This window comes from Leptolyngbya iicbica LK (assembly GCF_004212215.1).
GTDB lineage: Bacteria > Cyanobacteriota > Cyanobacteriia > Phormidesmidales > Phormidesmidaceae > Halomicronema > Halomicronema iicbica.
This window is the reverse complement of sequence record NZ_QVFV01000002.1, coordinates 630,370-655,022: the sequence shown is the minus strand read 5'-3', so window position 1 is coordinate 655,022 and position 24,653 is coordinate 630,370. Positions and strand designations below refer to the sequence as shown.

Genomic DNA, 24,653 nt, shown 5'->3' with positions numbered 1-24,653 from the left:
CAAATCCTGGAAAGAGAAAGTGACGAGTTCTGAAAATTTTACTCTCCTAGCTTTGCAAATAAGCCCAGGGATTTTTTTGGGTGGAAATTTTCGCCTCTTTAAAGTTTCCTCTTCGGCTGTAGTCTCCATCGTGTATCTTTTGGAATTTCCTATGCAGCAAGATATGCATTCTCAATGGCTAGTTCGCCTTAAGTGGGACATGGCGATAGCTTTGCCATTTTCAATAATTATAGGATGGAGCATTTCCGCCGAGGCAACTTCTAATTCCCATCAATTTGTCCAGACTTCTTTAGTGCCTGAGTCTGCGGAAAAGTTGAAAAAAGCAAATAGTCTTTCTCCTGAAGAAACATTTGCTGCTATGTCCACATCCATGAGTCAGGCGATTCCTGCAGAATCTACAGAGCCTTTAGACGCTGTACCTTTTAGCCCTTTACCCAGATCTGATACTAATGGCGATCGCGATGATGATTCTCAACAGATTTCACCCTCTAATCCCGTCACTAGGCCACCTTTAGAACAGGAAAATGGAGCGTCTGATTCGCTTCAGCATCTTGAACCCGAGCCAAACCCACTACTTATTCAAACTCGACCTGAAGAAGTTGAAATTATTGGAGTACAGCCCCTGAGTCTTGAGGAAGCCATTGAGCTTGCCTACCGTAATAATCCTGATCTACAAGTTGCTCTATTAGAACTAGAGCAAAGTCAAGCAGCCCTCAGAGAAGCTCAGGCAGATTACTTACCTACCTTTGCTGTAAACGGTACCTTACAGGGACAAAACACAACTCAGAGTAGTTCTTCTCTAGTTCCTACGCCTGATGGAGGGGTTACTTTTCAAAGCAATACCTCTGAAGAATTGGGTGTAGCACTTTCTGCTCAGCTGGATGTAGCCTACAACCTATACTCCTCTGGGAGACGTGCGGCCTCTGTTAGTGCTGCCGAGGAACAAGTTCGACTTAATGAGTTAGAGGTAGAGCGCCGTCAAGAAGAGCTGAGACTTAATACTGCCAATGAGTATTATGACCTCCAAGCTGCGATTGAAACCATCCGCATCAGCCAGGCTTTTCTAGAAGAGGCAGAACGGAACCTCAGAGACACTCGCTTACGCGAAGACGTCGGAGTCGGAACTCGTTTTGATGTTTTACGCGCAGAGGTACAGGTAGCAAATGCTCGTCAGGATTTGGTCAACTCTGAACGAGCGCGTCAAGTTGCCGAACGAAGTCTGGCGCGTCGCCTCAATGTCCCTCCGTTTCTCAGCATCACAACATTGCCTGTCCAACTTTCTGGAAGTTGGCCTCTCACCTTAGAAGAAAGCATCATCGCTGCTTATCAAAATCGAGTGGAGCTAGAGCAACAGCTGATTCAGCGAGATATCAACGAGCAACTTCGACGGGTCGAACTTGCTGCGTTGGGTCCGCAAGTTGACCTGTTTGCAAATTATCAAGTCAGTGATACCCTAACTCAGGATGGTCGCTTCTCAGATGATTATCAGATAGGTATTCGGGCATCTTGGACTCTCTTTGAAGGTGGCGCTGCTCAAGCTAGATCCCGTCAGCGTGAACTGGATATCGCAATTGCAGAGCAAAACTTTGAGGAAACCCGCAACACTATCAGACTCGAAGTTGAAAGTGCCTACTACACACTGACCTCTAACTTGACCAATATCGATACTGCCACCATTGCCGTTGAGCAGGCTCAAGAAGCATTGGATTTAGCAACCTTACGGTTTGACGCTGGGGTCGGCACTCAACTAGATATCTTAAACGCTCAATCGGAGCTCACCGATGCCGAAGTCAATTTAGTACAAGCGAGAGTTGGTTACAATCGCTCATTAGTCGAGTTAGAGCGTGCCATAAGTGATATTCCGTAATACTAAGTACATGAACGTAATTAAACGTAGCTCTGAGCTTCTGAAAGCCTTACGACACCGTCACCGGGATGCTCATTAATTCTGTCCACCTACTTACACTGTATGACTTAAATTATCAAAGCTCATGAACTTCTATAGGTAGTGATATGCTCATTCGAGATAAGCTTGAGAAGAAAAGCAATGAGATATTAATATCTACGGCTACTTTCTTTCTCATTCTTAATTGGAATCACTACACTAATTGGAATCACCACATTGCCCAAGAAATGATACAAATTTAATCAATATTTCTTACCTCTCTACCTCTGTTGCTGCTTGAAGAGTCCGTGGTGTAACCTTCTCTTTTTTAACCATTCGTGTAAAGCAAGCTAAGTCTCTAGCCATAGCGACTGAGGCTTTGGCTGATAGATTTCCTCCCTTTACGACATCTTTAGCAACCTCTGTAATGCGGCTCAGGTAAGCATCTGGCCTATCCAATTGTTTCGCCGTCAGGTGCCACTGCCAGAGCTGATTCATCTCAGCATTATGGGCATAGTGAGGTACGTTTTCAAATTTCTCAGAATGCATCAACCGTTCATTCCAGTCTTTGCCATGCTTGGGCATTAACCGTTCTACCCCAGGCACCTGCTCTGCAACGCGCCAAGCCATTAGCGTTCCTGCTTGATCAGCATCAAAAGCTGCGAACACTCGTCCACCCTCCTGAATGACAGGTTTCAATGCTTCAATCGGCACTCCACCAGAACCGTCTGTAGACAGATAAATTGTCACTCCTGGCTGAGCCTGTCTTCCTTTATCCAGTACAGCCAAGGACATCGCATCGATGGGTGACTCTGTTAGAAATACTCGCTGAACGGGGCCGTGGCCTGTGCCAAGCCAGAACCATCCCTGATCCCTGATCGACCCCGGAGCCAGTCCGTGATAACGATTGCCTTCACCCCAGGTGCCCCGTAGACTAGCCCCGGTCACTTCCCCTCTTGTCCAGGTATTTCCTTTCAGGCCATGCCGGACAAAGACAGCATTTTGATGGTCATCGGCATAGACCAATTCCCGCTCATGCAGCCGATCCACTAAGATTGCTGGGAGCTGGCGAGTCTCTACCAGATATTCTCGGACAGCATTCCACCTATGCTCATTAGCGGCTGGCATTGCGAGCGAACGCGGCTCTCGCTCTCCAGAGTGCTGGTAAGTGCTGACCTGGGCTGGACAATGTGAAAAGTCTTGTCCCGACAGCCACTTTACAGCAGCTTTGAACTCAACGTCTTGAACATGCATCACCAGGTCGATCGCGCCTCGCCCGCCCTGATCCGCTAACCAGTCCATGAATAAGGGGCCACTGATGCTGATGATGTGGTCACCATCGCGCCACTTATGTTTGTCGTAGCGATCGAGTTCCAGTCCCAGATTGGCTGTGACGATTTCCAAGTCAATGCCGCGCACCTCATCGGCAACATCTTGGAGAGAGGGTTGCGGCAACGGCTGCTGAGATGGCACTTTCGCCGTTTTTAGTGTCGGTGTTGTCGGAATCGAGTTTTGGGTTGAATCCTGCCAAGTCGGATCATTTTCCAAATGGTCGCAATGCCCATTTTGAGGGGAAGAACTGAACTGATCGGCGTCGAAAAGACTCTGTACTTGAAACTCAGGCCCTTCGGTTTCTCTCTTAGCCGTCGTCTGGGCAGATTCTGGTTGCAGGGGCGGATCTGGTATGTTCTCAATGATGGGTTGATCTGCTTGCTGGGCATGAACTGAGATCGTTCCATCGATGTCCGCGATCGCCACCCCACTCACTTGCTTCAGCGGCTCCAGATACCTCGCCAGACTTGGCACCGGGAAACCGGCTGCTGGAATCTGCTCAGCATCGGGTTCTGTGGATGTCTGGCTGGTGAGAATCAGGTCAAGGGTTTGGGCTACCTGCTGAGCATCGTCAAAGAAAGTTTCGTAAAAACGGCGATCGCTCGTTTGCACCAGCACAAGTGTCTCAGGATGCTGATTTTTGACTGCCAAATATTGCTGGACATCGGCATGGAACGCCTGCTGGTTGTCCTCAACTCGCTTATCCGACAGTTGCCCCTCCGCTGCTGCAAGCTGCTCTTCTTCCTGAGGTTGCTCTACCTGCACTCTGGCAGCTTCTGCAAAGTCCTGATGGTTGATGTTGCGGGCAAAGAGGAGAGCAAAACCGCGATCGCAACTACGAAACTCTCCGCCAAAAGACTGCACAGCGGTTTCTTGTAGAGTTAGGTATCCTCCTTTGGCAATACCCAACACCATTTCGGTGTCGATGAACATGTCACCGTTCTGGGTCAGGTAGTGGGTGAAGTAGAGTTGGTCGCCGTGACGCTCCACCACCAGGGGAATGTAGGGCTCATTCTCGATGTGCAAGTGAAAGTCTTCGCCCTGCAAGACGGCTTCAGCTAATCCAGCAGCGTGCAGAAATTTGGCCACCTGCTTCTCAGCGCCACCAGTCTGTTCCTTCAGGAGGGCAATGCGCGGAGTATTCCGAGAGAGATCCGGTTGTGGAATGGGATGCTCAAGGTGGGGCTGTGAGGGAGCCGGAGCGCTTGATGTGGTCTCTACTTCTATGTCTTGAGCCGAGCTCATGTTCCGGTCAGACTCGCTCTGATCTCCAGACTCGACAGGCTGTGCCTCGGCTGGCTCCACAAACAGATTTTCCAACTGCTCGCGGGTTTGCGGGGTCGGTTCCGGTACATAGGGCACATAGTCACCCCGTTCCGCAAAGGTATTGGACTCCACCAATTCCAAAGTCGGCAAGGCTTCGCCCAGGTAGGTCCGCGCCTGATCCTTGAAATCGAAGGCCGCTAGAGTGAGCTTCTTTTCCTGCATCACCACTGCTAGCACTTGGTCGATGCGATCGGCGGGCACCACTGCTTCCATCCGGTCTGACACCGAGTAGAAATCTGAACCCACCGCCGCCAGAATGTCCTGATCCAGAAAATACTGCCCACCCACGCTAGTGGCCTTGGGCGTCTGTAACACGAAGCCGTGGGCCTGACTGCCTCCGAGCCGCGCTGCCGCCTGAGTTTTGATCACCAGAAACTCATCCAGGGTCTTCACCACCCCCTTGTTCCCGGTAACTTCTGTCAGAAACGCCTTCACCTGATACGGTTCGCGAAAGGCGACCGGTTCAGCCCGCAAAGATTCTTCAATATCAAAGCCCGCAGGCATCATCAGCCCTTGGCGAATACACCTCTGGTGGTCGGTGTAGTTGAGGAACTGACCCCGAGGATATTTCTCGAAGGCTCGCAGCAGATTGCCGGTGAAGATCTGTGCTTCCCGCCGCTGCTGGGCTTGCTTGTGGTCAAAGGCGGTGTAGATGTCCATCCCGTCCCAGTTCGTCGCTTGAGGCAGGAGACTTACCGAGTTGTCCTTATTCGTGTTGACCTTGGAGAGGGGAAAGGTAATCTGACGGGAATGGTTGTCGGTGAGCACCTGAAGTCGCCAGTTGGTCGGGGCAGCCGGACTGCCCTGCCGCCCCCTTTGCCAGACATTAGCCACCACGCCATAGACGATGTGACTCTGCTCCGAGACGAGTTGCACTGGAGTGCCGGGAGGAAACCTGGTCAGGATGTCGGTAATCTGGTCGAGTTGACTCGCGAGGCGATCGCTCAACTTGCCTCGGGCTTCTGGCGTTTTCTTCGTCAGCATCGTGCGGTGACGATAGGTCTGCAACTGCTGCTGAAGATCCTGCAAGGTGGCTGCTGCCCGCTGTTCTGCCAGAGCCTGCACCTGATCAAAGTCGTGGTCAGTGACCGTTTTAATGGCTGCCATCCCCAGCACCTCTCGTACCGTATTCATCACCTGCAACTGGGTGAGGGGCTTCACTGGAATCTTGGCGTCCACCACTTCCAGGTACACTGGCCCGGTGAATTCATTGCGGATACCACTGTCGTCGGGAATCACCTCCATGCGAGCGATCGTCCGGGCATCGAGATCCAACTGTTCCGCTGACAGGACGTTTTCCCCCATCGCCTGTTTCTGGGCAATCAGGTCTTGAGTCTCGGACTCAATTAGGCTGTAGAGGGCCTCCTGCTCTTCGATGGGCAGCAGAGGAATCCGCCCGGTTACCCGGCTAATCAATTCGATATCGGAACTGCCCTGAAGATTTTCGGCGGGAAAGGCCAGTCGCGCTTGCAGTTCTGGGTCGTCTTCCAAAATCTCCTGTACTACCGCTTCCCCATAGATGTTCATGAAGTCCACCACGTTGGTGACAGACAGATCCGAATCGCGAGACGCGGTGGTATTAGCGTTGAGGGAAGCCATCTTTTTGGCCAGCAGTGCCCCCAGCCGCTTCTCCGCAGGCAGGTCAGACATCAGCAGCGTGAAGCGCGGTTCCACCACTTGACCAAAGCGGTTGGCCCGCCCCAACATCTGCATCACCTGGTTAATGTCTCGCTCGGCCTGGGCCACAATCATGTGACGGGGACGCTGGTCGGCGAACTTCTCGGAGGCATGGAGGCTGATGCCGGTAGAACCAGAACGGTTCAGAATCACCACATCCAATTGCCCATGGTTGAAGCGATTGACGACCTCGATCTTGCCCTGGGGCTTCGTTTCCTGGCTGGAGCGGCGACCATAGGTCATTTGGCGATCAGTACCGTATTCCACGATGTTTTTGCGGCCCGTGACTTCATCGACGGTGTAGCCTTCCTGGTGCAGTCGCCATTTGATGTAGTCAATGGAACTGAGGGGTACGTTGGACAGATCGGTGTCGGCAATCAGCTCTCGGGCGGCATCGTAAGCCGCCACCCCATCGGCTCCTAGCTCCTCATCAGTCAGGCGGCGGCGATTCTGCAGCCCCTCAAAGTCTTTCAGCACGACATCGCGCGATCGCTCCAGATAGCGCCCCAAAACATCACCGAAGGAGATGTCGAGTTCATCCCCCGGTTCTAAACCATTGTCTTTGGCGTACCAGTCAATGAAGGCATCCATCGTGGACGCTACTGCAATCAGAGGCTTTTCTCCGTTTTGTAAGGCTTGAATTGCCGACTGTACGCTGGCTTCAGCTTTCTGACAGAGCAATCCCTGGTCGATGGCGTTGTGCATCAGGGAGGTGAAGTTGGTGGAATGCACGCCCACCTGTCCCACGGCATTGTCCAAGCCCAACTGCTTGGCTTGCTGCTTTAAGTCCTTTCGCAGATCGGTTAATGCAGCCACTTTGGCCCGGTCAAAGGCATCCACTGACCGCATGATGGCGGCAATGCCATCCGCCACCTCCCGATCCACCGGCACCACCTGAGCCACGAAGGAGATGTTTTCAAAAGACCGCTCCCGGCGCAGCAGTTGACCCGAGGCGACAAACTTGGTGGCCATCATTTGTTGCAGGGGAATGCCCCCGGCCTGAAGACTCCGCGCCAAGCTGCCCAGGCTGGAAACCGCCTGCATGGCATCACTGCGACGGGCATAGAGGTCCATCACTGCCGGATCCTTGGTCGCAGTCGCGCTCATAAACACCGCTCCGGCACAGTGGTCGATTAGCTCCCGCACGAACTCCGACCGATTAGGCGGGCCGCTGGTTTTCCAGGACTGGGATTGTCCGGTACTGCCTCCGGCTTCATGGGATTCATCGAAGACAAAGATGGCTCTGGGAGCTAAAGCACGAAAGAACTGGCGGCGCAGGGGTTCCTTATTCTTGATGGTTTGCAGTTGGCTGTAAGTGGTGAAGATGGCCCCATAGCCCTGCCCCAGATCCCCCTGCTGCACCAGACGGCGCATTTCGGTTTCCTGCTCAGCACTGCTCCCCGTCTTGAGTACGCGACCGTCATCTAGGCGTAAGGTCAGGTTGTTGTTGGTTAGAAACGGAGTGAATCCTGGTTTACCGATGTCCGCCAGGTCATTCATCATGGCGTTGTACAGGTCGGGCTGGCGGGTGACAAAGATGGGGATGTACCCCTGCCGCCGGGCATCAATTAGATTGGCGGCTCCAAATCGTCCCTTGCCATTACCCGTCTGGTCACCGTTGAGGAAAATCTTGCCGCGATCGCGCTGATCAAAGGCTAGCGCCAAAGAATCGATCTGCTCGGCGTAGAGCACCTGCCACATCGCTGCTTTGGAGTCATAACCCAACCGCTGACTGACAAATTCATCGATGTTCCCATGCGTTTGCTCTACCCGCTGGAGGGCAACCTGAGCCGCAGCGGCCATGTTAGCCGGAATCAGCGTCTTCGGTGACGTGCCCTGACTGCGAGGCACATAGGGCATGTTGTGGACTTGAGTTTCGATTTTGGGAGCGGGTTCTGGAGTGGCCACAGGCAATTGCCTCAACTCATCTCGGCGGTCAGATAACTCAGCCAGGTTTCCAAGGTCATCTCCTCGTTGTGTTCCGTTTGCCACGCCTGCTGGATCGGGGGATCGCTGGGGAGTTGTACGCTGATCGGGAAGCTCCAACCGTTCTGCCGGTCGAAGCGGGTTCTCAGAGTTTCGTTGTGATGAACGAGGGTTTCGCTCCAGTCCTCGGCCCATTCCGACAGAGGGCGCAGTTCCTGAGTGCTGGGGAGATACAGCAACGGCGGCATCTGCTGAGAATAGAGAATTTGTAGGGCTTGGGCGAGGCGGTGAGCGGTCTCTGGCTGGGTCTCCCCGGCTTCGTCCATCCAGGTGCGAATCATCCACCGCACCCGCAGACTCATCAGGTGCTCGTAGAGCGCTTCGGTTAGGAGCGTCAGCTCGGGAGGCACCCGCACCAGGAATAAGCCCTGGTCGCCCGTTGTCTGGGGTTTCCAAATCAGGCTGTAGCTCTCGTAGTCCTGGTCGGTGGGGGGATGGGTGGCGTAATCTCTCATGGGGAATCAGTTTCTTGAGTTCAGCAAAGGACGTGTAAATCGGTGGGACAACGGCTGCCGGTAAGGGGCGTTCGGAGCGCCCTCGTCCGGCAATCACCATGACATCAATGGGAAAGCCAGCACCTTGTTTGCGATACAGCTCACCCGAGATGGAAAAGTGCTGGATGACGCGGTACTGCTGATAGAGCGGATAGAAGAATCCTCGACTTTCCAGGGTGTTGTACCGGTCAGAGCGCAGGCCCTCCTCTTCCCCTAGCTTGCCGCCCATGATGAGCACCGCGCGGCCATCTGCTTTCATTGCCTTGAGCGCCTGGAAGGCGATCGCCTGATCAATTTGTGTCGTCCCTCGTCGATTGCCGGGTAGAGCAAAGCGTTGGCGTTGCCCCTGTTCATCTCGCACGGCCCCAAAGGGAGGATTGGCGATGACGACATCATGGCGCTGGTCGGGTTGATACTCAGTGGCGTCGAACTGAGTGACGGTATAACCCTGAGCCCGCAGGTCAGCGGCCCGCTCTGGATTGAGTTCATTGACGGTAACCTTTGCAGGGTTCGTTCCCAGTAGTAATGCGCCATGACCAGCGGTGGGTTCGTAGACAGTAGTATCTGAAGTAATCCCCGCTAAGGATGAGGCCAGAAACGCAATAGGGATGGGGGTGCTGTACGCCTGCTGTAAGACACTGGTGGAGGAACGGACATTAAGGGCCGGTTGGCGATCGTGCAAATCTACCAGCCGATCATAAATGTCGTAAATGGTCGCTGTAGTTTGGAGAATCGCCTGAGCAGTTCTCACCACCCCCGCTTCAACAGCTTCATCCACCTGCTTAGCGAGCGCCGTACCCGGAAGCACCGGCTCACCCAACACCTCAGCCGCGTGTTTGCGAGCCTGGGTGATCGTGGCAAAGCTCCCCCCAGTCCCGAAGTGACGGGCAAAGAATTCCACCAGTTCCGGCTGATGTGCCATCTCCATTGCCTACTCACCCACTGCGAGTTCCAGAGGTGGACGGCGTTGCTGACGATGGAGCGGGGTCACCGTCGCGGGAGCGTGCAGCTTCAAGTCCTGGCTGAGTTCTCGGTCGATGAACCGGAAGTAGGTAACGTCCTGAGGCGTCAACTCCGACTTGATTTTGCCGTTGTCGATGCTGAGGATGTTGCCCCGCTCAGCCGCCTGCAGCTTGAGGCTATTGGGGGTTTCTTCAATGCGGTACTGGCTGCCGCCCTGAAAGATGCGCTTGCCCTGGACGTTGGGCCGACTGCCGGTGACATCCAACAGTTTGCGAGCGGTTTTGGCCAGGGCGAGGGCGGTCAAATCACGAGTCAGTCCCCGATCGCCTGCCGGAGCAAGATTGCCCAACTGCCGCGATCGCAGCGGCGGTTCCGAAGAAATCCCGTCTAGTCCTTGGATTTGAATCTGCTGTCGCGCTGTCAAGAAATCGGCTTCCTGGGAAGCGGCCATGTCGTTCTTGAGGATATCCAGCCCCCAGCGGGTCTTGCGGAACATCATCAGTTCCGTACCTTCGCGATCAGTGAGGGTGACCATGCGACCTTTGGCGCTGAGGGTATATTTCTCCGCCTGATAGATTCCTCTGGCAGCCCTGGCAGAGACACCATATTTCTGAAGCAAATCTACTGCTGTGGAGGCGACCTGACGACTGCGAATATTGGCGGCGATCGCCACAACCTTATCGGTCAGCTGCTGGGACGATCGCCGCATGACCCGAGTCGTTTGCTGCATCCATTGCCGGGTAGCAGTTTCGACAACCTGTTGGTTTTGGCGATCTAAGACATCCAGGATGGAAACGACGTTAGGAGAGTGCAGCTTTAGTGGTTGAGCTGGGATAGTCGGTTCTAGTGTCGTTACAGACGGGGGCACAGCTGATTCTATTCGAGATGAAAGCGTCTCAACTCCTTTGGTTTCAGATGATTCAGGGGCTTGGGGTGACGGCGTCCGAGAAACGTCCGCTATTTCGACCGGACTTTGATTGACTTCTGGAGCTGGATCTTCCTGTTGGTTAGCACTGTCAGGATGCAGGTGATTTACTTCTACAGCCCCCTTGCTCAGACGGTAAACCAACTCGTCTCCAGTTTTAATATTGATCGTCCCTTTCGTCTCTGTAGTCGGTTGTGTATCCGCTTGCTGAGAAGTATCAATAGCAGCTTGCAACAGCTGCAACTTATTGAGACTGAGCTTATCAATCGGGTCTTTATCGGCATAACCTTCCCGGTAGACAATTTCGCGCCCCATTTTGATTTCAATGGGTTCCGGAGTGTCTTGTGGCAACTCGTCTAATCCGTCCCATAGTTCATCCGTTTGGGCTTCTGCTTTTTCCTGTTTTCGGGCAGCCTGGAGGCGATCGCGCAGCATCTGGATAAACGACTGAACTACCTCTGCTGTAGATTGAGCAGTCACAGCAGCGATTTCGCTGGAGGCGAGGGTCGTATGAGCATAGTCTTGCTCAATTTGTTTAGCTTCGCCCGGATTTACAACGGCTTGCATGAGCTTTCCTCCATTGCTTTTAGGGTTTCGAGATTGAGTTGCGGGACAGCTGGAAGACGGTTAATTACTTCCCGCCCCTGCACGGAGAAATAGGCGGTTTCACCATCGATCAGCCACTCCACCAGTTCCGGCTGATAGTCGGCGGCAACGTGAGGACATTGATAGGTCGTCTGACCGTCCTGCCACTCCAAAACGGTGACATCATCAAAGAGCACGGCGATCGCGCGGGGCACGTAATCATCCGCGAAAGGCAGCTGATCAAACACGGGTAGCAACTCAGCGGCGATCTCGGGATGCTCCATTAACGCCGCCAGCGTTTCAGCGGAAAGCTTTGCGCTCAGAGTTTGAGCTAGAAATTGTTCGAGGATTTGAAGATGGGATGTCATAAAGCACCTCCTAAAGCAAACTGCCGTACTTGTCGATCAGATCAGCGGGGTCAGGATAGGCGGAATTAACGGGGGCGGGGGGCTCCGGCAGCATCGATTCCACTAGCTGCCGCCGTCGCTCCAGGTCTTCTGTGGTGGGGACTCGTTGCGGACTGCGCTGCAGGAGGCGAGTTTGAATCTTGGTCCAGAGCGCTTCACTGGCCGCTGTCGCCTGCAGATCCGCCTTCGGAATCTTGATGGTCTGTCGAATCGGGATAGCGGCTTCCCCTCTAGACACAAAGCCCGGATTGATCAGGACGCACTTTCCTTGGGGCAGCCGCAGAAACTGGCTCGGTTCAAACAACTTGCGGGTGCGTTCCTGCTCAGAAATCGTGGTGCTGGATTTGCCGCCACCGCGATTGCGAGATTTCTGCTTGTAGCGGATCTCTTCGTCCCCTAGAAAGTCGGAGAACATGCGAGCCGCTTCATACTCCTGGGGATTGAAGATGGCCTTGGTGGCACAGGCCCCGAGGATGGCCCGTGCTAATTCGCGCCCGTAGGTTTTCTCCAGCTGCACGAGGTTTTGAAAGCCCAGGATGACGGACAGCCCATCCTCACGGTTCTCGTTCAGCCACTGCACGAGGGTTGGCAGGTACAGCGTCGGCAGTTCGTCGATCGCGACAATTAGCGGGTCTTGCCGTCGCTGGGCGACATTGCGGGTGACGATCATGTGCAGGACGGTTGCCACTAAGGGACCGACTACGTCCCGCCGCTCCCGATCCATCCCGAAGATCAGCAGCTGCTTACCGCTTAACTCCAGGGGAATGGACGTGCGACCACAGAAGCTGCCCAAGACGCCTTCTTTCATGAACCGAGTGAAGGTTTCGCTGGCACTGCCGACGATGCCACTGGCGGTTTTCTCCGCATCTTTCACGCCAATCAGCTGGTTAAACGACACGCGAATCCAACTGTTCATGTCCTTGGCAGCGGCGATGCGATTTCCCAGATTCGTCAACCCCAGCACTGCTTGAGCGGTCATGATGTCGGGATATTCAGTTGACTTCGCCAGCATGAGCAGGGCTTCGGTGAGCTGATCGCCCGCAGCGGCAAAGAAGCCGTCCTCGCTGCTTTGGGTCATCAGCCGAAAGTTCTTGTTCAGCACCGTGGCGATCTGCCGCGCCATCTCCGCATCGGACTCGCTGCGGAGAAAATCGATGGGATTACACACTCCGGATTCCGGAAAACCGGGAGCCAGAACATGCACCTGGTAGCCCAACTTAGCCGCATAGGCCGCATGGCGAGCACTCTGAGTCGGATATTTGAAGTCGTAGAGAGCGACCGGCAATCCTTGCTCCAGCGCAGAGCGAATTAACGGATCGATGACGCTGAAGGTTTTACCTGAACCCGGTCCCCCACAAACAGCAACACCTCGTTGTAAATCCGGCAGGTAAATTGACCGGGCATCTTTCGGGCGTTGAGGTTTGCCGATGTAGAGGGAAACCGCATTGTGTTTCCGCGCCGCCAGTTGTTTCACAGCTCGCTGACGAGCGGCTCCTTTTTCTTTGGCGCTGCCGAAACGACTGGTGGCTAACTTGCCATTTTTGCGATCTCCTAACAGCGTCAAGACCCCCACCAGCAAGCAGCAGCCCAGCAAAATCAGGCCATTGCGGGACTGAAGTGAGGAAGCCAGTTGGGAAATAGACTCGCTAGCAGCTGGATTCGTTTGCGCCAAGGTTGCAGGCTGTTCAGTAAAAGCCTTCATGGCAGCACCTCATAGCTATCGGTTGGTAGCTCAATGCCCAACTGCTCCAATGCCCAGATGTGTTCGGGCGGAAATTTGCTGCGGGTGCCTTCCGGAGCGCTGGTGAGATAGTCTGTTAGCTGCTGTTGATAAGCCTCCCGACCGCCCTGCTCCTGAAGGACGCGGGTATAGCGCTGTAGGGCTAATTCCCGTGCCAGCTGGAGCGGAATGTAGTGACTGAGCACCGGATCGTCTTCTGGCAAGAGCGATCGGCAGGTGTCTTCAGCATTTAGGTAAATCAGGACTTCCTGATAGACGTCCTCATCACCTTCTGTCCAAGTGGTGCCAATCAGGGTGTAACTCTCGGTGTCCGTTTCCACCCGACCCCATACTTTCACGGTCTGAGTTGCAGGAGGCAGGCAGGTCTGCACGGTTGCCGGAATCTCGTCTGAGGCTTGGGCGAGGTTAAACCCCACCAGGGAAATCAGGCCCACCAGCAGAACGAACACACTGGATAGAACAATGGCAATCTTGCGCTGCCGTTTCATAGTGATGCCTCCTAGCTGAGATAGTTCATGGGGTTCTGGGGCTGGCCGTTCTGGCGGATTTCAAAGTGGAGATGCGGTCCTGTCGAGCTGCCGCTGCTGTTAGCCCGCCCCACCGGATCGCCCTGGGCAATGATGTCGCCTTGGCGGACAAAAAAGCCTTGCAGATGGGCGTAGTAGCTTTCCCACCCATTGCCGTGATCCACGATAACGAGCCTGCCGTAGCCGCTAGTTAGAGAACCGCTGACACCAGCGAAAGTAACTTGTCCCCCATCGGCAGCGCGGATGATCGTGCCATTGGGCGTGCCCAAATCAGTCCCGGTATGAAGACGGCGATCGCCATGAATCGGATGGGTGCGATAGCCAAAACTGCTGGTGATGGGATATCCCGGTGCCGGATTGATGAAGCCACCGGTGGCAATGCCAGGAGAGCTTGAAGTTTTAGCAACCGGTGTTGGAGTGGGGCTAGGCTCGCCGGTCTGTGGATCAATTCCCTTCGCAGCAGCGACTTCAGCAGAATCGGTGGTTGAAAGCCCTTCCTTAATTTGACCCAGAAAAACCATACCTTCTTCTTGAATAGGCAGCCAGGGAATCGGCCCGATAAAGTAAGGCGTACAGCCCAAGTCCACAAAGGCATTGCGGACACACATGCGAAAGTAGAGTCCCGCTTCAGCGGTGCCGGAAGCCTCATCAGTTTCTAGCACGGCAACCTTGAAGGCATTGCCAAAGGGATGACGGCCCGTGGGCTCTAAACCACCGTTAGCCGAAGCTAAAGTGCCTCGTCCCCCTTGGACTTGCTGATACTTGCCGGAAATCCACTGGGTACCTTTCACCAGTTCCGGTTGACTCATTTCCAAATGGGCGCAATCAGTCTGACAGGGCACGTTGAATCCTTCCACGTAGCTGCCGCTAATGGTGTTCGTCCGATCTCCCTCCGCCGGACCAAACACCACATCCACCATCCCCACCACCACGCCCTGCTCGACGATGGGATTGGGAAAATTGGCGAAGGGGACATCGGCTAGTCCAGGAATCTGGTCGATGACCGATTGCTGCCAATCTTGAAAGGTTTCTAGGGGAGCGTCGATTAGTCCTGGAATAGTGCTCAAGTCATACTGCTCCAGGTTGAGTTCTCCCAGACTCAGTTCTGCCCAGACTTCGTTTTGAACCACATCGGCAATCGTCGTCGGGACGTCAAGTTGGTCCTGGAGGAGATCGGCGATCGGCTGCACGGCTGGGACGGGTAAATCGGCGAGATCCGGAATGGCCTGCACCAAATCCGCAATCGTCTGCCAACTGACCAACGCCAAATCGGCTAGCCTGAGCGCCTCCCCATCCAGACCGACGACAGCCCCAATGTCAGCCAGCGAAAACCGCTGTAGTTGAAAGCTGTCCTGGAAATCACCCAGCAGCATGTATTCATCGGCAGTCTGTCCGGCCTGCCAGAGGCGAGAGGGATCGTAGCCCAACTCGCGAATCAGGTCAGTCGGGGCTTCAAACGAACCCGATGCCAAAATGGCGGGGAGCGATCGCAAGGTGATTTGCGCCCAGTTAGGCTTGATGCCCAGCATCTGATCCTGAATAACCGGGACGGGTGAGCCCGGCTGAGTGCTGGATTGAGCGGGCGCAAGGGGCCAAAGATGCAGGGCGATCGCGAAAATAAAGACAAGCAATCCCATCACAGACCACCCGAGGCGTCTGCGCCTGAAAATAGAAGAGTTCATGGCCTTAACTTGAATGAAGGACTAACGGTCAGTTGAAGTCAGCGGCGGATCATCGCGAGCCCGGGCTCCCCACTCTGCGAGTTGAGTAATCAGGTCTAGGGAAACTCCGGCCTGCTCTGCTGCCACTGGAATCTCTAGACCTTCCTGAGTGAGATCTAAAAAGGTTTGTAGACGCTGCCACAAATCCTGTTCGGGATGAATCAGGTCTCTCGATGCCGCAATTGCTAAGCCTCGCCGTACGTCGCCAGGACCCAACAGCGAATGAATGGGCGACGACGCCTGGACGGCAACGGTGTGGTAGCTTGGCTCGCCATCGCCAAATTCGATGCGAAATTTGTAGAGGTGGCGGTCGCCATTTGTCGTCTCAGTAATGACGGTGAGCAAGGTGCCGCTAGCGCTAGGCAAGTGCTCGAAGTCCAAGCCCTGAATTCGCCGTAGGTGAATGACTGAGGGATTGCCCGAGACACAATCTGATTCAGCAACGGCAGAACACAGCGGCTCGTCAAAGTCCAGGGCCACCCGAGCGGGATCATCGATCCACACCTGCACAATGTGTTCATTCGTGGGCAGGAAGCTGAGGTTCGTGCCATAGCCTGACCAGAGATGGACGACCGGCGTCACACCGATGAGCCCTTGAGCCCGGTCTGCCGAAATCGTCACCACAGACTGCGCCTGAGCGGATAGGATGGGCAAGCCGCTGACAGCAATCGTCCCGATAAATAGCCAGGGAAGGCATCGTCTGTTCATAGTGTCACCGTTTGATTGATGTACACTTCGACTTCCAGTCCGGGCGGGAGATACCAGATGGTGGGCCGATTGAGAATTTCCTCCAGGGCCGCTTGATTCCGCTCTGCCATCTGTTCGCTCAATTGGCCAAAGGCCCCTTCGAGCAGGCCAGCCAGAATGTTGGGGTCTCCGGCTTCTTGGGTGATGGTGCTGCCCCCAGCATTGCTAATCACTGAGGAAGATTGGGGCCGATTGATCAGCTCAGCAACCCGAGATACTCCGGACATTGCCGCCATATTCAGATCCATCCGAGCGATGTCGCTGCCAGGGTCGCCGTACTTTTGCGCAATCAGGGGCGTCCCCTCCAACCCTCGCAGTTGAATTGCACCAGTGGGGAGTGCCACCTCGCGATCGTCCTGAATGAACGAAACGACAGCTAGTTGAGCCAAACCACTCTCATCGACCGAGTCCACCCGCACAACCAATGCCGTTTCTGCTGGTAGACCAATTGCTTCCTCAGGGGTCAACAACGGCTCTGTCAGTTTCACTACGAACTGAGGCGTTTCTGTTTCTGTCGCCGCTGCCCAAATCAAGGGCGTTTCCAAAACAGCGGTGGCTTGAGTGCCCGTGATGAGCACTACTGATGATGAGGGAAGCGGTTGCTCCTGCAGAATGGCGGCTTCTTCGGCATGGTTGATCGCTGGCCAGGGCAAAGCGGCAGTAGCGGGAGTGAGTCCAATAGGAATCTGTTGTGGCTCGGCTGACTGAATAGCTGGGGAGCCATCGACTGAATTATGGGTGGGGAGTTGGTCAGGAGCCTGAAGGGATGAGGCTGTCCCCTGGCGATAGCTGCCAACCTGAGACAAGGCCATCCACTGCTCCATCGGCTCCCCTTCTGGCTCGGGAGGCGTTACCGCTGGCGTTGGCTGGGCAGCGCTGGCCCGAGGGATAGGGGTTGAACGAGGGGGTGGGGCTGAACGCTGAACAACCGGTTGGGGAGATCGCGCAGCGGGTCGCGGCGGTGATGAAAATTGTGGCGTTTCCTGAAGCGCCTCAGGTTCTGGTTCTGGTCGAGCGATAGGTTCTTCTTGCGCCAAAGCTTCCAATTCCGCTTGTTGTTGCCCCATCGCTAAATCGGTCAGCAGTTGTCCGCGATCGTCTGCCGCTGATTCCTCTGCTGCCACCATCGGTTCAGCAAAATCGGCTTGTGTCTCCTCTACGGGTGGAGAATCGCCCTGATTCATGACGCCGCTGGTGAATACCGCGAGCACGCCAATCACTAAGCCCGTTCCTGCGGCCACCACACCCAGTTTCGTGAAAGGATTAGCAGCAAGTGATCGCCCCGATTTTTGAGTAGCGCCGACGGCAGCGGACTCATCCAGGTCTTCCGGGTCTAACAGCGGTCCAGGGTCAGAGACGTGACCATTGTTAGTAGCTAGCGGAGCCGACTCCGTTTCCGAAGCCGCCGCTGCTTGGTCCGGGAGCTGCAAGCCCACCAGATCCGCCATTTCCTGTTCATCCCACAAATTATCAGGGGTACTCATGGCAAGTCCTCGCGATTAAGTTCACGGATGGCATAGATTTGCAGCCCCGCCTGACGAATGCCGTAGATGGCCTGCTCCAACGGCGTCTCGCCCTCGGGAACCGCTGGGGCCGTGACGGCTTCTACAAACACCTCGCGGTTAAAGGGAATCGCCTCTCCCAGAGCATTGGTTTCATCAAAGATATAGAGGTGAGCCACGACATCCACTTGCCAGCGCCCCTCACCGACTACGACAGGTTCAGAGACATGGTTGACCACCATCACCACCTGGGTCGTACCGCTGAAAACCCCTGGTGGCGTCAACTCGGCAACTCGTTTGAGAAAGTCCTGACGGAAGTCTTCGGAAAAGGCAAAGCTGGCTTGCCAACTGGCGGTGGTCACCTGCCCTTTACCACGCTCCATTTCTACCGGGAGTCCTGGATCGGGCTGAGGTTGTTGAGCATCTTCGGCAGTCGCCGCCGGGAGGCTGCCGCTCCAGTTGAACATCAACACCAAGGTGTCGTTGACAAAACGCCGGATGGTTTCTGGAGTGCGGTCTTGAGCCGCCATCGTCCCGACCCGGATGGCCTGACCATCCTGCATTTGCACCAAAGTGGGAGCGGCTTGGCGACTCAGACGGCTGAGGGCACCGACTTGGACAACCAAAAACACCAGAATCACCAGTTGGAGTCCCACACTGCCCAAAACAAACAGGGGCAAATAGTTCGTGTTGCGTTTCTCGATTAACTGCACCATGAGCGGTTTCCTGTTGAGTGAGTTCAGCGGCGCATCCGGTAAGCGCGGCGGCGAGCGGAGTAACCGGGAGTACGAGCAATGCCGCCCATCGCCCCGGTTCCGGCAATCACACCCGCCGCACTGGTCAGGGCTCCAAACACCGTCATGCCGCCACCAGAGGCAAGAGCGAGTGAAAGAATGGGAGCGAGTAACCCCAGAAAGAAGGGCGCAATCAGGGGATGGGCATCTCCCGCATTCAGCACCGCTAGCGAGACCAGCCCGGAGAGAATATTGAAGCTAAGCTTGGCCACCGCGAGGGAAAAGAAGCCGGTCAACCAGGCAAAGAGCGGTTTCGCTCCCACCGGCAGCAATGACCCACCCACCGCCAACGGGCCAAGGGTGGCCGTGAGCAGCATGGAGGCTTCAATCAGCCACTGAAACGCGATATGCAACGCCATCAAAATGCCTCGCGTCACGGTCTGAAAACCAGAGCCCATCAGCGCTCCGCCGAACCGTAAACCGGAGTCCAGGGGGTTGTCTCCCGCTTGAGCTGCTTCCCAGGCGCGCGATAAGGCATTGGGATTGCCGGTTCTGGCTCGGTAGTCCTCAATGAATTCCCGTGCCTCAATGGCCGCCAGTTCAATGCAGTTCGCTCGCTCCTCTGGATTCTGGAGTTCGTAGCACTGATTGCGCCGCTGAATGATGGTCTGCTCCACCGAACCTTCTAAAACTGCGGTTTGATAGGCCTCTTGCAGCTCGATATCGGCAGCGGTGTAGGTCAACACGTCTTGATTGACCTGGTTGATGTAGTTGCGGATATCCAAGGTGATCGCCGCCAGCCGCTCGCCATTGTTAGACAGCAAGATAATCACCAACAGCGGCCAGATAAAGTCGGCATAGGCCCGTTGACTGTCCCCTTCCACCATCTGCCGAGTCCACTGGGTCAGGAAAAATAGCAAAGTTGCTACGGCAAAGAGAACACCGACTCGCGCCAGTGCAAAGTACAGCCCGCCTTGCAAGACGCTATCCCACAGCTGATTCCAGCTTTCGGCCACCGCCTCCGACGCGATTTGCCCGCCTTCAATGATGTCGGCGGTATCACGCGGAACTTGAGCGATGGGGAGAGAGGACCAGAGGAAAAGCATGGTTATGATCTGACTTCTAGAACAAGCGGGCTTGGCTGCTGATTTGCAGCGTATCCAGCGCACTGCCCAACTCCTGCAGGCGGCGAGCGCGGGCTTCCTGATCCAGGTTTTGCGAAATGTTGGCCAGGTTGAGATTGGTCAGCTGCGTATCCTGCCGGGACTGCAGCAGTTCCGACTGCACTGCGCCCAAGACTTCTGATTGCCGGGCATTTTGTTGCGCCATCGCCTTGATCGCATCTTGGGTGGAGACCGCCACCTGAGCTGAATCCGCGTGCTGTTGCACCTGGCCGATAGTGTTTTCCATCCAGGTGATTTTGTCGCGGGTCGCGGCTTGGCCTGACTGACTTAACACCGCATCCACTTGAGCGCGGGTGAGCTGGCGGTCAATCTCGTTGGCGGTTTCGGCGGCGGCTTGAACGGTATCGGACTGGGACAAGTCCCCGGTCAAAGTGGCAGATAGCTCTTCGGCGATCTCAGAGCGGACGAGATTCGGATCAACCAGACCCAGATCGCCAACGGCCTTGTGGATGACCCCATCCAGCTCACCGGGGAGAGAATCCATCACACCAGTAATGGTTTGTTCCACATAGGTTCTGACGTCCTCGAACGCTTGGCGAAAGATGCCAAAGATGTCGTTAAACGTCGTATCAACTTGGGATGCCGCTGCCGGTTTGATAGGGGCAATCAGCAGTGTCGTCGCCAGAATCGGGGTCAAAGCAAAGCGGAGTCTAGGTTTCATAAGGAACCTCCAGAGTGAAGAGAGTTAAACGGTGCGATCGGCACTTCGGGATGGGGATTGCGTTCGGCAAACCAGCGCTCAGTGATAACGGACAGCGGTTCGCCGGATTGAATAGACTGCACAAGCAGCCGCGCAAATTCAGCCAGGCCGGTAAATTCATCGGGGGCATGGTGCAGTACCAGATCCCGTGTCGCTTGCTCATCGGGGTTATTTGCGACCGCCGCCAGTTGGGCAAAGGCCGGATAGTAGCGGCAGTAGGTGTAGATGCCGTTGTTGTCGAGCAGCCACTGGCTGTAGATGCCTTCCCGCTTGGGAAAGAAGCTATCGCTGGCGTTGCGACTGATGATGGCGGTCGGATATTTGAGGATGCGCTCAAAGCTATCGACGGCTGTGGGTTGCACCCGACCGATCAGGCGCGTCGTCAGATTCTGAAAGATCTTGGCGCTGGCGGGGGATTTATGGACGGTATCGGGATCTTGCGCCGAGATAATCACCCGAATCCCGGCTTTAGCACCGTTGGCACAAAGCCTGCCAATCAGTGCGCCAATTTCGTCAAACTCAAACAGGATGGGGGCTTCATCAATGAAGAAGACCGAGGCGGGTGCTTCCAAAGCGCGACGCAGAGCAGCAGCATAAGCCGAAAGCGCTAGCACCGCCGCATCTTCCTCATTCGCCAAGTTACGCAGCGCAAAGACCAGCAGCTGGGCATCGGTCGGGAAGCTTGACGGGGCCGAAATGGCCCGCCCGACCCGACTGGAGAGCCAGAACCGGAGTCGCAGCTCAATCATATTCAGGGCGGCTTCAATGTTGCCGCCGACCTGCTGTAGGTCAAGCTGCTCCGGCGTGCAGAAGGCTAGGAAGTCCGCCAGAGTGGGGATTCTGTCCCAAGCAGCAGAGCCCAAACGACCTTCCATCGCTTCCAAATAACGCCGCTGAATCGAGCGATCGCTAAAGAAAGCATTCAGCGCCAGTACCAGGATGGAGCGAATGGTCTGAGTCATCACCGACTCGCTCGCCCCCGAGCCGACAATCATGGTCAGCAGCGCCGATTCAAGAAACGATTGGAAGTCTTGCAGGCGTTCTTTTTGCTCGTCGCCCGGCAGGTGTCGCAAGTCGGGCAGCTCAAACAGGTTGTTGGACTCACGAGAGATGTCAAAATAGGCTCCGCCGACCAACTGGGTGTAGTCCGTGAAGGTAGAGGAACCATCGGGTTTCGGGAAGTCCAGGGCAACGACGGGAAAGCGGTAGGCCAAGGCTTGGGTCAGAATACCGGAGACCAGCACGGACTTCCCGGCACGGGTGGTGGCAAAGAGTCCCAGGTTCTTGTGCTGAGTAAACAAATCCAGGTGAATCGGGCTGCCCCCTTCTTCGGCAATTAGCTCAAAGCCTCTGGCATCGCAGGGCTGGGTGAGCACCAACGGCATCAGCCCCGGCACTTCTCCCGTCAGATAGAGCTGCCTGCGGTTAAAGGGACTGGCCATCAAGGCGTCCCAAACAATGGGCAGCGTCTGCAGCCAGACCTTCCAGGCGTAATCTTGCTCTCGCTCTACCCAAGCGGGACGGCGAAAGCAGCTTTGCAGATACCGGCAAGCTTCATCCAACTGCTCTAGAGTCGGGCGATGAATCAGGAAAACCACGGCGGTGTGAATGGGCAGGGCACCTTCGAAGAGTTCTTCCTGGGCCTCAATGGAGCGCTTCATTTTCAGCTCCGCCGCCACATCCACGGAATTGCCCTCTTCCGCCAGGGTGGCTGTCAGGTTGGACTGCTTCAGCATCCGCTGAACGGTCGTCTTCACAAGGGTTTCGTTCGCTCGCGTCAGCTGGCAAAAGATCTCGGTATCTGCAACGGTCTCTCTGGAAAGGACTTCCCAGAGGTAACGCAGTTGAGCGAACTCATTGGCCCAACCGCCTGGTTTTTCTAAAAAGGTGAGGGGAGCGACATATTGACCATTGACCTTCGTCCAGGATTTCCCGGCAGTGGGGACCTTGTCTCGGGTGAGCAGAGTGGTGCTGTGGATGTCAGAGTTGACCTGTTCGTGCAGGCCGTGGCCATCCAGCACAATCAGTTGGGGAATCGGAATCGGCTCACTCTGATTAAACCTGTGCCAGAGCAACGTCCACAGGTCAACTTCACCCAGCGGTTTGATAGACAGCCCCATCTTGTTGGAAAGGACCTGCTCCCACAGCAGAAAGCCATCGGTAAAGGCTTTGGTGATGACTGTTTGCAGGCGTTGATTTTTAGCCTGTTGCAGTTCTCCCGTAAAGGACTTCCAGAGCGTTTCCCCCCGACCGATCAGCTTTTCGATCAGGTCCTGGGCTCCTTCAGAGCCGCTTTGTACCGTATGGGTGACATAGAGTCGCAGAAACTTGGGTTTTCGTAGCCCCTGTTGGGTGAGCTGTTGGACCCGAGCGCGATCGCTGGTGAGCAAAAACTTCAGAGCCTTGCTGGGGGCCAGATCTGTCAGCTGAGCAAGATCTTGCTGGCGATCAGAATCAGAAGAAAACGACCCGAGATGCAGGGTCAACCGTTCACCCCCAGGCAGGTCTTTCAAGCCCGATTCCAGTTGACTAAAAATGGTCTCAACCTGCTCATCGGTCAGGGTATTGTGAATGCCTTTGCAGTCGAAGCCAAAGACAAAACACAGATGCTCTCGGTTCTGCCCCTTGGTGAGCACGTAAGCGCCGACCCGTCGCCCCCGTAGTTCAACCCGCAGCATGGCGGCGAGATTGAGCGCATCTTCAAAAGGAGTCAGGGTGCTGACGAATTGGCCGCCGAGTTTGAGGCGGTGTTTGCCGATTTTCTGTTTCATGGTAGATAAATCTCAGATATCGGGCATAGCCGCGACTCCAGGTGGGAGTCGGCACGAATTTGGCCGTGAACTTCCAGCTTTGTCCTCCGGTGAGAATCCACCAGGTAGACATGCCCCAAGCGGCGATGAAGCCAATCGCCATCCAGCTGAGGTTGAACCCGCGACCCACCAGGTAAGACACCCCAGTGATGCAAAACCACGGAATGATTTGGTCGGCGGGAATGGGGCCTAAACGCGGTTGGGCTCCCAGAATGGCGTTGACCGGACGAAAGTGAGAAGGCATAAATCGCTCAAGGGGGCTGAAAGAACTGGTGGTAGCTGCACCCTCGATCTGACGAACCAACGACCTTTAACCGGTGATGAGCGTCGTCAGGATGTCGCCAGCGGTGACGGCAATGATGATAATGAGCGGGGTGCGAGCGATCGTTTGCCAATCCTCCTCTTGGCGAGCCCCGTTAATCACTCGTACCAGCGAGATGCCGACGTAGAGCAAAAAGAGACCGCGCAGAACGTTGAAGACCAGTGGAATCGCCTCCCCCGTTGCAGCGCCAAAATTGGTCTGCATCCAGGTTTCGGCCCCGCCAAAGAATTGAGCCTGGGCGGGAAAGGCCAGCACGGTCAGGAGTGACAGCAAACTTAGGCCGATGGCCAGAATAGTTTGGCGGCGGGCGGGCCAGCCTCTGGAAGCCTTGGTAGAGACACCCGCTTTGCTAATCACTTCTTGTCGCCAGATCAGGCCCAAACCGCTACCGGCCATCACGAGCAAGAGCAAAGCTGGACCGTGGAGCACAAAATTAGCGCTCATACATCCCACCGCGATCGCAGTGAGTAGCGAGCATGGCAGTTGACAAAAAGAATGAGTAATTTGGGCTACAAAATCGAATGGAGAAGCCAAAACTTCTGTACGCACTTTTGAATGTTGACGGATCATTTCAGCCTCCTTAAATCAGGTCAGACTGGCTTGACTTGCATGTTCAAAATTAGCTCTAGACGTGACTCAACTTCTAGAAAGATTTGATCACTATAGCAACGAATTCCAGAAATCGAAATAACTGCCCTCTCTTTTTGAAGGGCATCCATCGATGTCTAAAAGGCTAGCCAAAATCCTGAGTTTTGTGGCCAAACCTGTAACGATGCGTGATTTCAATCAAGTGCTTGAGTATTTCAGAAAGAATACGGAGAGCCCCTAATTCATCAATACATTATCGAGAAAATAATCAGAATAAATTGATAGCTCAAGCCTTCTAACGTACAAACCAGCAGAGCCATAGAATCTGGTTTTTATTCGTGATTTCGATCACATAAATATCTCAAAAATGCCCAACTGAAAGTTTTGGATAAGTTCTTCTTTACCCTTAAATCCTCAACTTAAATACGTCCTCAAAAGCCAACAGCAATCAGTCATCACAGCACATCACAACAGCAATCAAAGACTCTAATGCATTT

The 24,653-nt window shown here is 54.9% G+C and carries 15 protein-coding genes; 1 reads left to right on the top strand and 14 read right to left on the bottom strand.

What is annotated here, in order from left to right:
* Positions 1–19 precede the first annotated feature (19 nt).
* Entirely contained in the window at positions 20–1,867 is a 1,848-nt protein-coding gene (locus DYY88_RS09885) for a TolC family protein (protein ID WP_201279046.1), read from the top strand.
* Positions 1,868–2,158: 291 nt separating this feature from the next.
* Here DYY88_RS09885 and DYY88_RS09880 read toward each other — a convergent pair whose 3' ends face one another.
* The 14 genes from DYY88_RS09880 to DYY88_RS24465 form a co-directional block, all read right to left on the bottom strand.
* Positions 2,159–9,622: a strawberry notch C-terminal domain-containing protein gene (locus DYY88_RS09880; RefSeq protein WP_130199384.1), complete on the bottom strand. Its 7,464-nt coding sequence runs from the start codon at positions 9,620–9,622 to the stop codon at positions 2,159–2,161.
* A gap of 9 nt (positions 9,623–9,631) precedes the next feature.
* Positions 9,632–11,155 carry a hypothetical protein gene (locus tag DYY88_RS09875; RefSeq protein ID WP_039728191.1) on the bottom strand — a complete coding sequence of 508 codons (1,524 nt, stop codon included), beginning with the start codon at positions 11,153–11,155 and terminating at the stop codon, positions 9,632–9,634.
* The gene (locus tag DYY88_RS09870) at positions 11,140–11,541 is read right to left on the bottom strand and encodes a hypothetical protein (RefSeq protein WP_052288547.1); all 402 of its coding nucleotides are present in this window, start codon (positions 11,539–11,541) and stop codon (positions 11,140–11,142) included. Before DYY88_RS09870 ends, DYY88_RS09875 begins: the two co-directional genes overlap by 16 nt.
* 10 nt (positions 11,542–11,551) lie before the next feature.
* A complete protein-coding gene (locus tag DYY88_RS09865) occupies positions 11,552–13,282 on the bottom strand; it encodes a type IV secretory system conjugative DNA transfer family protein (RefSeq protein WP_084607125.1) in 1,731 nt (576 codons plus the stop codon).
* Positions 13,279–13,809 (bottom strand): hypothetical protein, encoded by a 531-nt coding sequence (locus DYY88_RS09860; protein WP_039728193.1) that lies wholly within the window; start codon positions 13,807–13,809, stop codon positions 13,279–13,281. The genes DYY88_RS09865 and DYY88_RS09860 overlap by 4 nt, the downstream gene beginning before the upstream one ends.
* Positions 13,810–13,820: 11 nt before the next feature.
* Entirely contained in the window at positions 13,821–15,485 is a 1,665-nt protein-coding gene (locus DYY88_RS09855) for a M23 family metallopeptidase (RefSeq protein WP_052288548.1), read from the bottom strand.
* Between the two features lie 66 nt (positions 15,486–15,551).
* Positions 15,552–16,277 (bottom strand): hypothetical protein, encoded by a 726-nt coding sequence (locus DYY88_RS09850; protein ID WP_052288549.1) that lies wholly within the window; start codon positions 16,275–16,277, stop codon positions 15,552–15,554.
* Positions 16,274–17,800, bottom strand: a complete 1,527-nt coding sequence (locus DYY88_RS09845; protein WP_039728194.1) for a TrbI/VirB10 family protein — start codon at positions 17,798–17,800, stop codon at positions 16,274–16,276. The genes DYY88_RS09850 and DYY88_RS09845 overlap by 4 nt, the downstream gene beginning before the upstream one ends.
* Entirely contained in the window at positions 17,797–18,534 is a 738-nt protein-coding gene (locus DYY88_RS09840) for a hypothetical protein (RefSeq protein ID WP_044151333.1), read from the bottom strand. Before DYY88_RS09840 ends, DYY88_RS09845 begins: the two co-directional genes overlap by 4 nt.
* A gap of 23 nt (positions 18,535–18,557) precedes the next feature.
* On the bottom strand, positions 18,558–19,658 hold the full coding sequence (locus tag DYY88_RS09835; protein WP_052288550.1) for a hypothetical protein: 1,101 nt from the start codon (positions 19,656–19,658) through the stop codon (positions 18,558–18,560).
* A 16-nt stretch (positions 19,659–19,674) separates the two neighbouring features.
* Positions 19,675–20,397 (bottom strand): hypothetical protein, encoded by a 723-nt coding sequence (locus DYY88_RS09830; protein WP_039728197.1) that lies wholly within the window; start codon positions 20,395–20,397, stop codon positions 19,675–19,677.
* Positions 20,394–23,207, bottom strand: a complete 2,814-nt coding sequence (locus tag DYY88_RS09825; protein WP_063776195.1) for a putative type IV secretion/conjugal transfer ATPase — start codon at positions 23,205–23,207, stop codon at positions 20,394–20,396. Before DYY88_RS09825 ends, DYY88_RS09830 begins: the two co-directional genes overlap by 4 nt.
* Positions 23,137–23,490, bottom strand: a complete 354-nt coding sequence (locus DYY88_RS09820; RefSeq protein WP_039728198.1) for a hypothetical protein — start codon at positions 23,488–23,490, stop codon at positions 23,137–23,139. Before DYY88_RS09820 ends, DYY88_RS09825 begins: the two co-directional genes overlap by 71 nt.
* Positions 23,491–23,556: 66 nt before the next feature.
* Complete coding sequence (locus DYY88_RS24465) at positions 23,557–24,012, bottom strand: hypothetical protein (protein ID WP_201279047.1); 456 nt, start codon at positions 24,010–24,012, stop codon at positions 23,557–23,559.
* Positions 24,013–24,653: the final 641 nt, after the last annotated feature.

Coding starts and splice junctions, on each gene's coding strand:
- DYY88_RS09820 (WP_039728198.1), bottom strand. CDS start 23,490: ATGCCTTCTCACTTTCGTCCGGTCAACGCCATTCTGGGAGCCCAACCG.
- DYY88_RS09835 (WP_052288550.1), bottom strand. CDS start 19,658: ATGCTTTTCCTCTGGTCCTCTCTCCCCATCGCTCAAGTTCCGCGTGAT.
- DYY88_RS09865 (WP_084607125.1), bottom strand. CDS start 13,282: ATGAAGGCTTTTACTGAACAGCCTGCAACCTTGGCGCAAACGAATCCA.
- DYY88_RS09875 (WP_039728191.1), bottom strand. CDS start 11,155: ATGCAAGCCGTTGTAAATCCGGGCGAAGCTAAACAAATTGAGCAAGAC.
- DYY88_RS09860 (WP_039728193.1), bottom strand. CDS start 13,809: ATGAAACGGCAGCGCAAGATTGCCATTGTTCTATCCAGTGTGTTCGTT.
- DYY88_RS24465 (WP_201279047.1), bottom strand. CDS start 24,012: ATGAGCGCTAATTTTGTGCTCCACGGTCCAGCTTTGCTCTTGCTCGTG.
- DYY88_RS09850 (WP_052288549.1), bottom strand. CDS start 16,277: ATGAACAGACGATGCCTTCCCTGGCTATTTATCGGGACGATTGCTGTC.
- DYY88_RS09830 (WP_039728197.1), bottom strand. CDS start 20,397: ATGAAACCTAGACTCCGCTTTGCTTTGACCCCGATTCTGGCGACGACA.
- DYY88_RS09870 (WP_052288547.1), bottom strand. CDS start 11,541: ATGACATCCCATCTTCAAATCCTCGAACAATTTCTAGCTCAAACTCTG.
- DYY88_RS09825 (WP_063776195.1), bottom strand. CDS start 23,207: ATGAAACAGAAAATCGGCAAACACCGCCTCAAACTCGGCGGCCAATTC.
- DYY88_RS09845 (WP_039728194.1), bottom strand. CDS start 17,800: ATGAGTACCCCTGATAATTTGTGGGATGAACAGGAAATGGCGGATCTG.
- DYY88_RS09880 (WP_130199384.1), bottom strand. CDS start 9,622: ATGGCACATCAGCCGGAACTGGTGGAATTCTTTGCCCGTCACTTCGGG.
- DYY88_RS09855 (WP_052288548.1), bottom strand. CDS start 15,485: ATGGGATTGCTTGTCTTTATTTTCGCGATCGCCCTGCATCTTTGGCCC.
- DYY88_RS09840 (WP_044151333.1), bottom strand. CDS start 18,534: ATGGTGCAGTTAATCGAGAAACGCAACACGAACTATTTGCCCCTGTTT.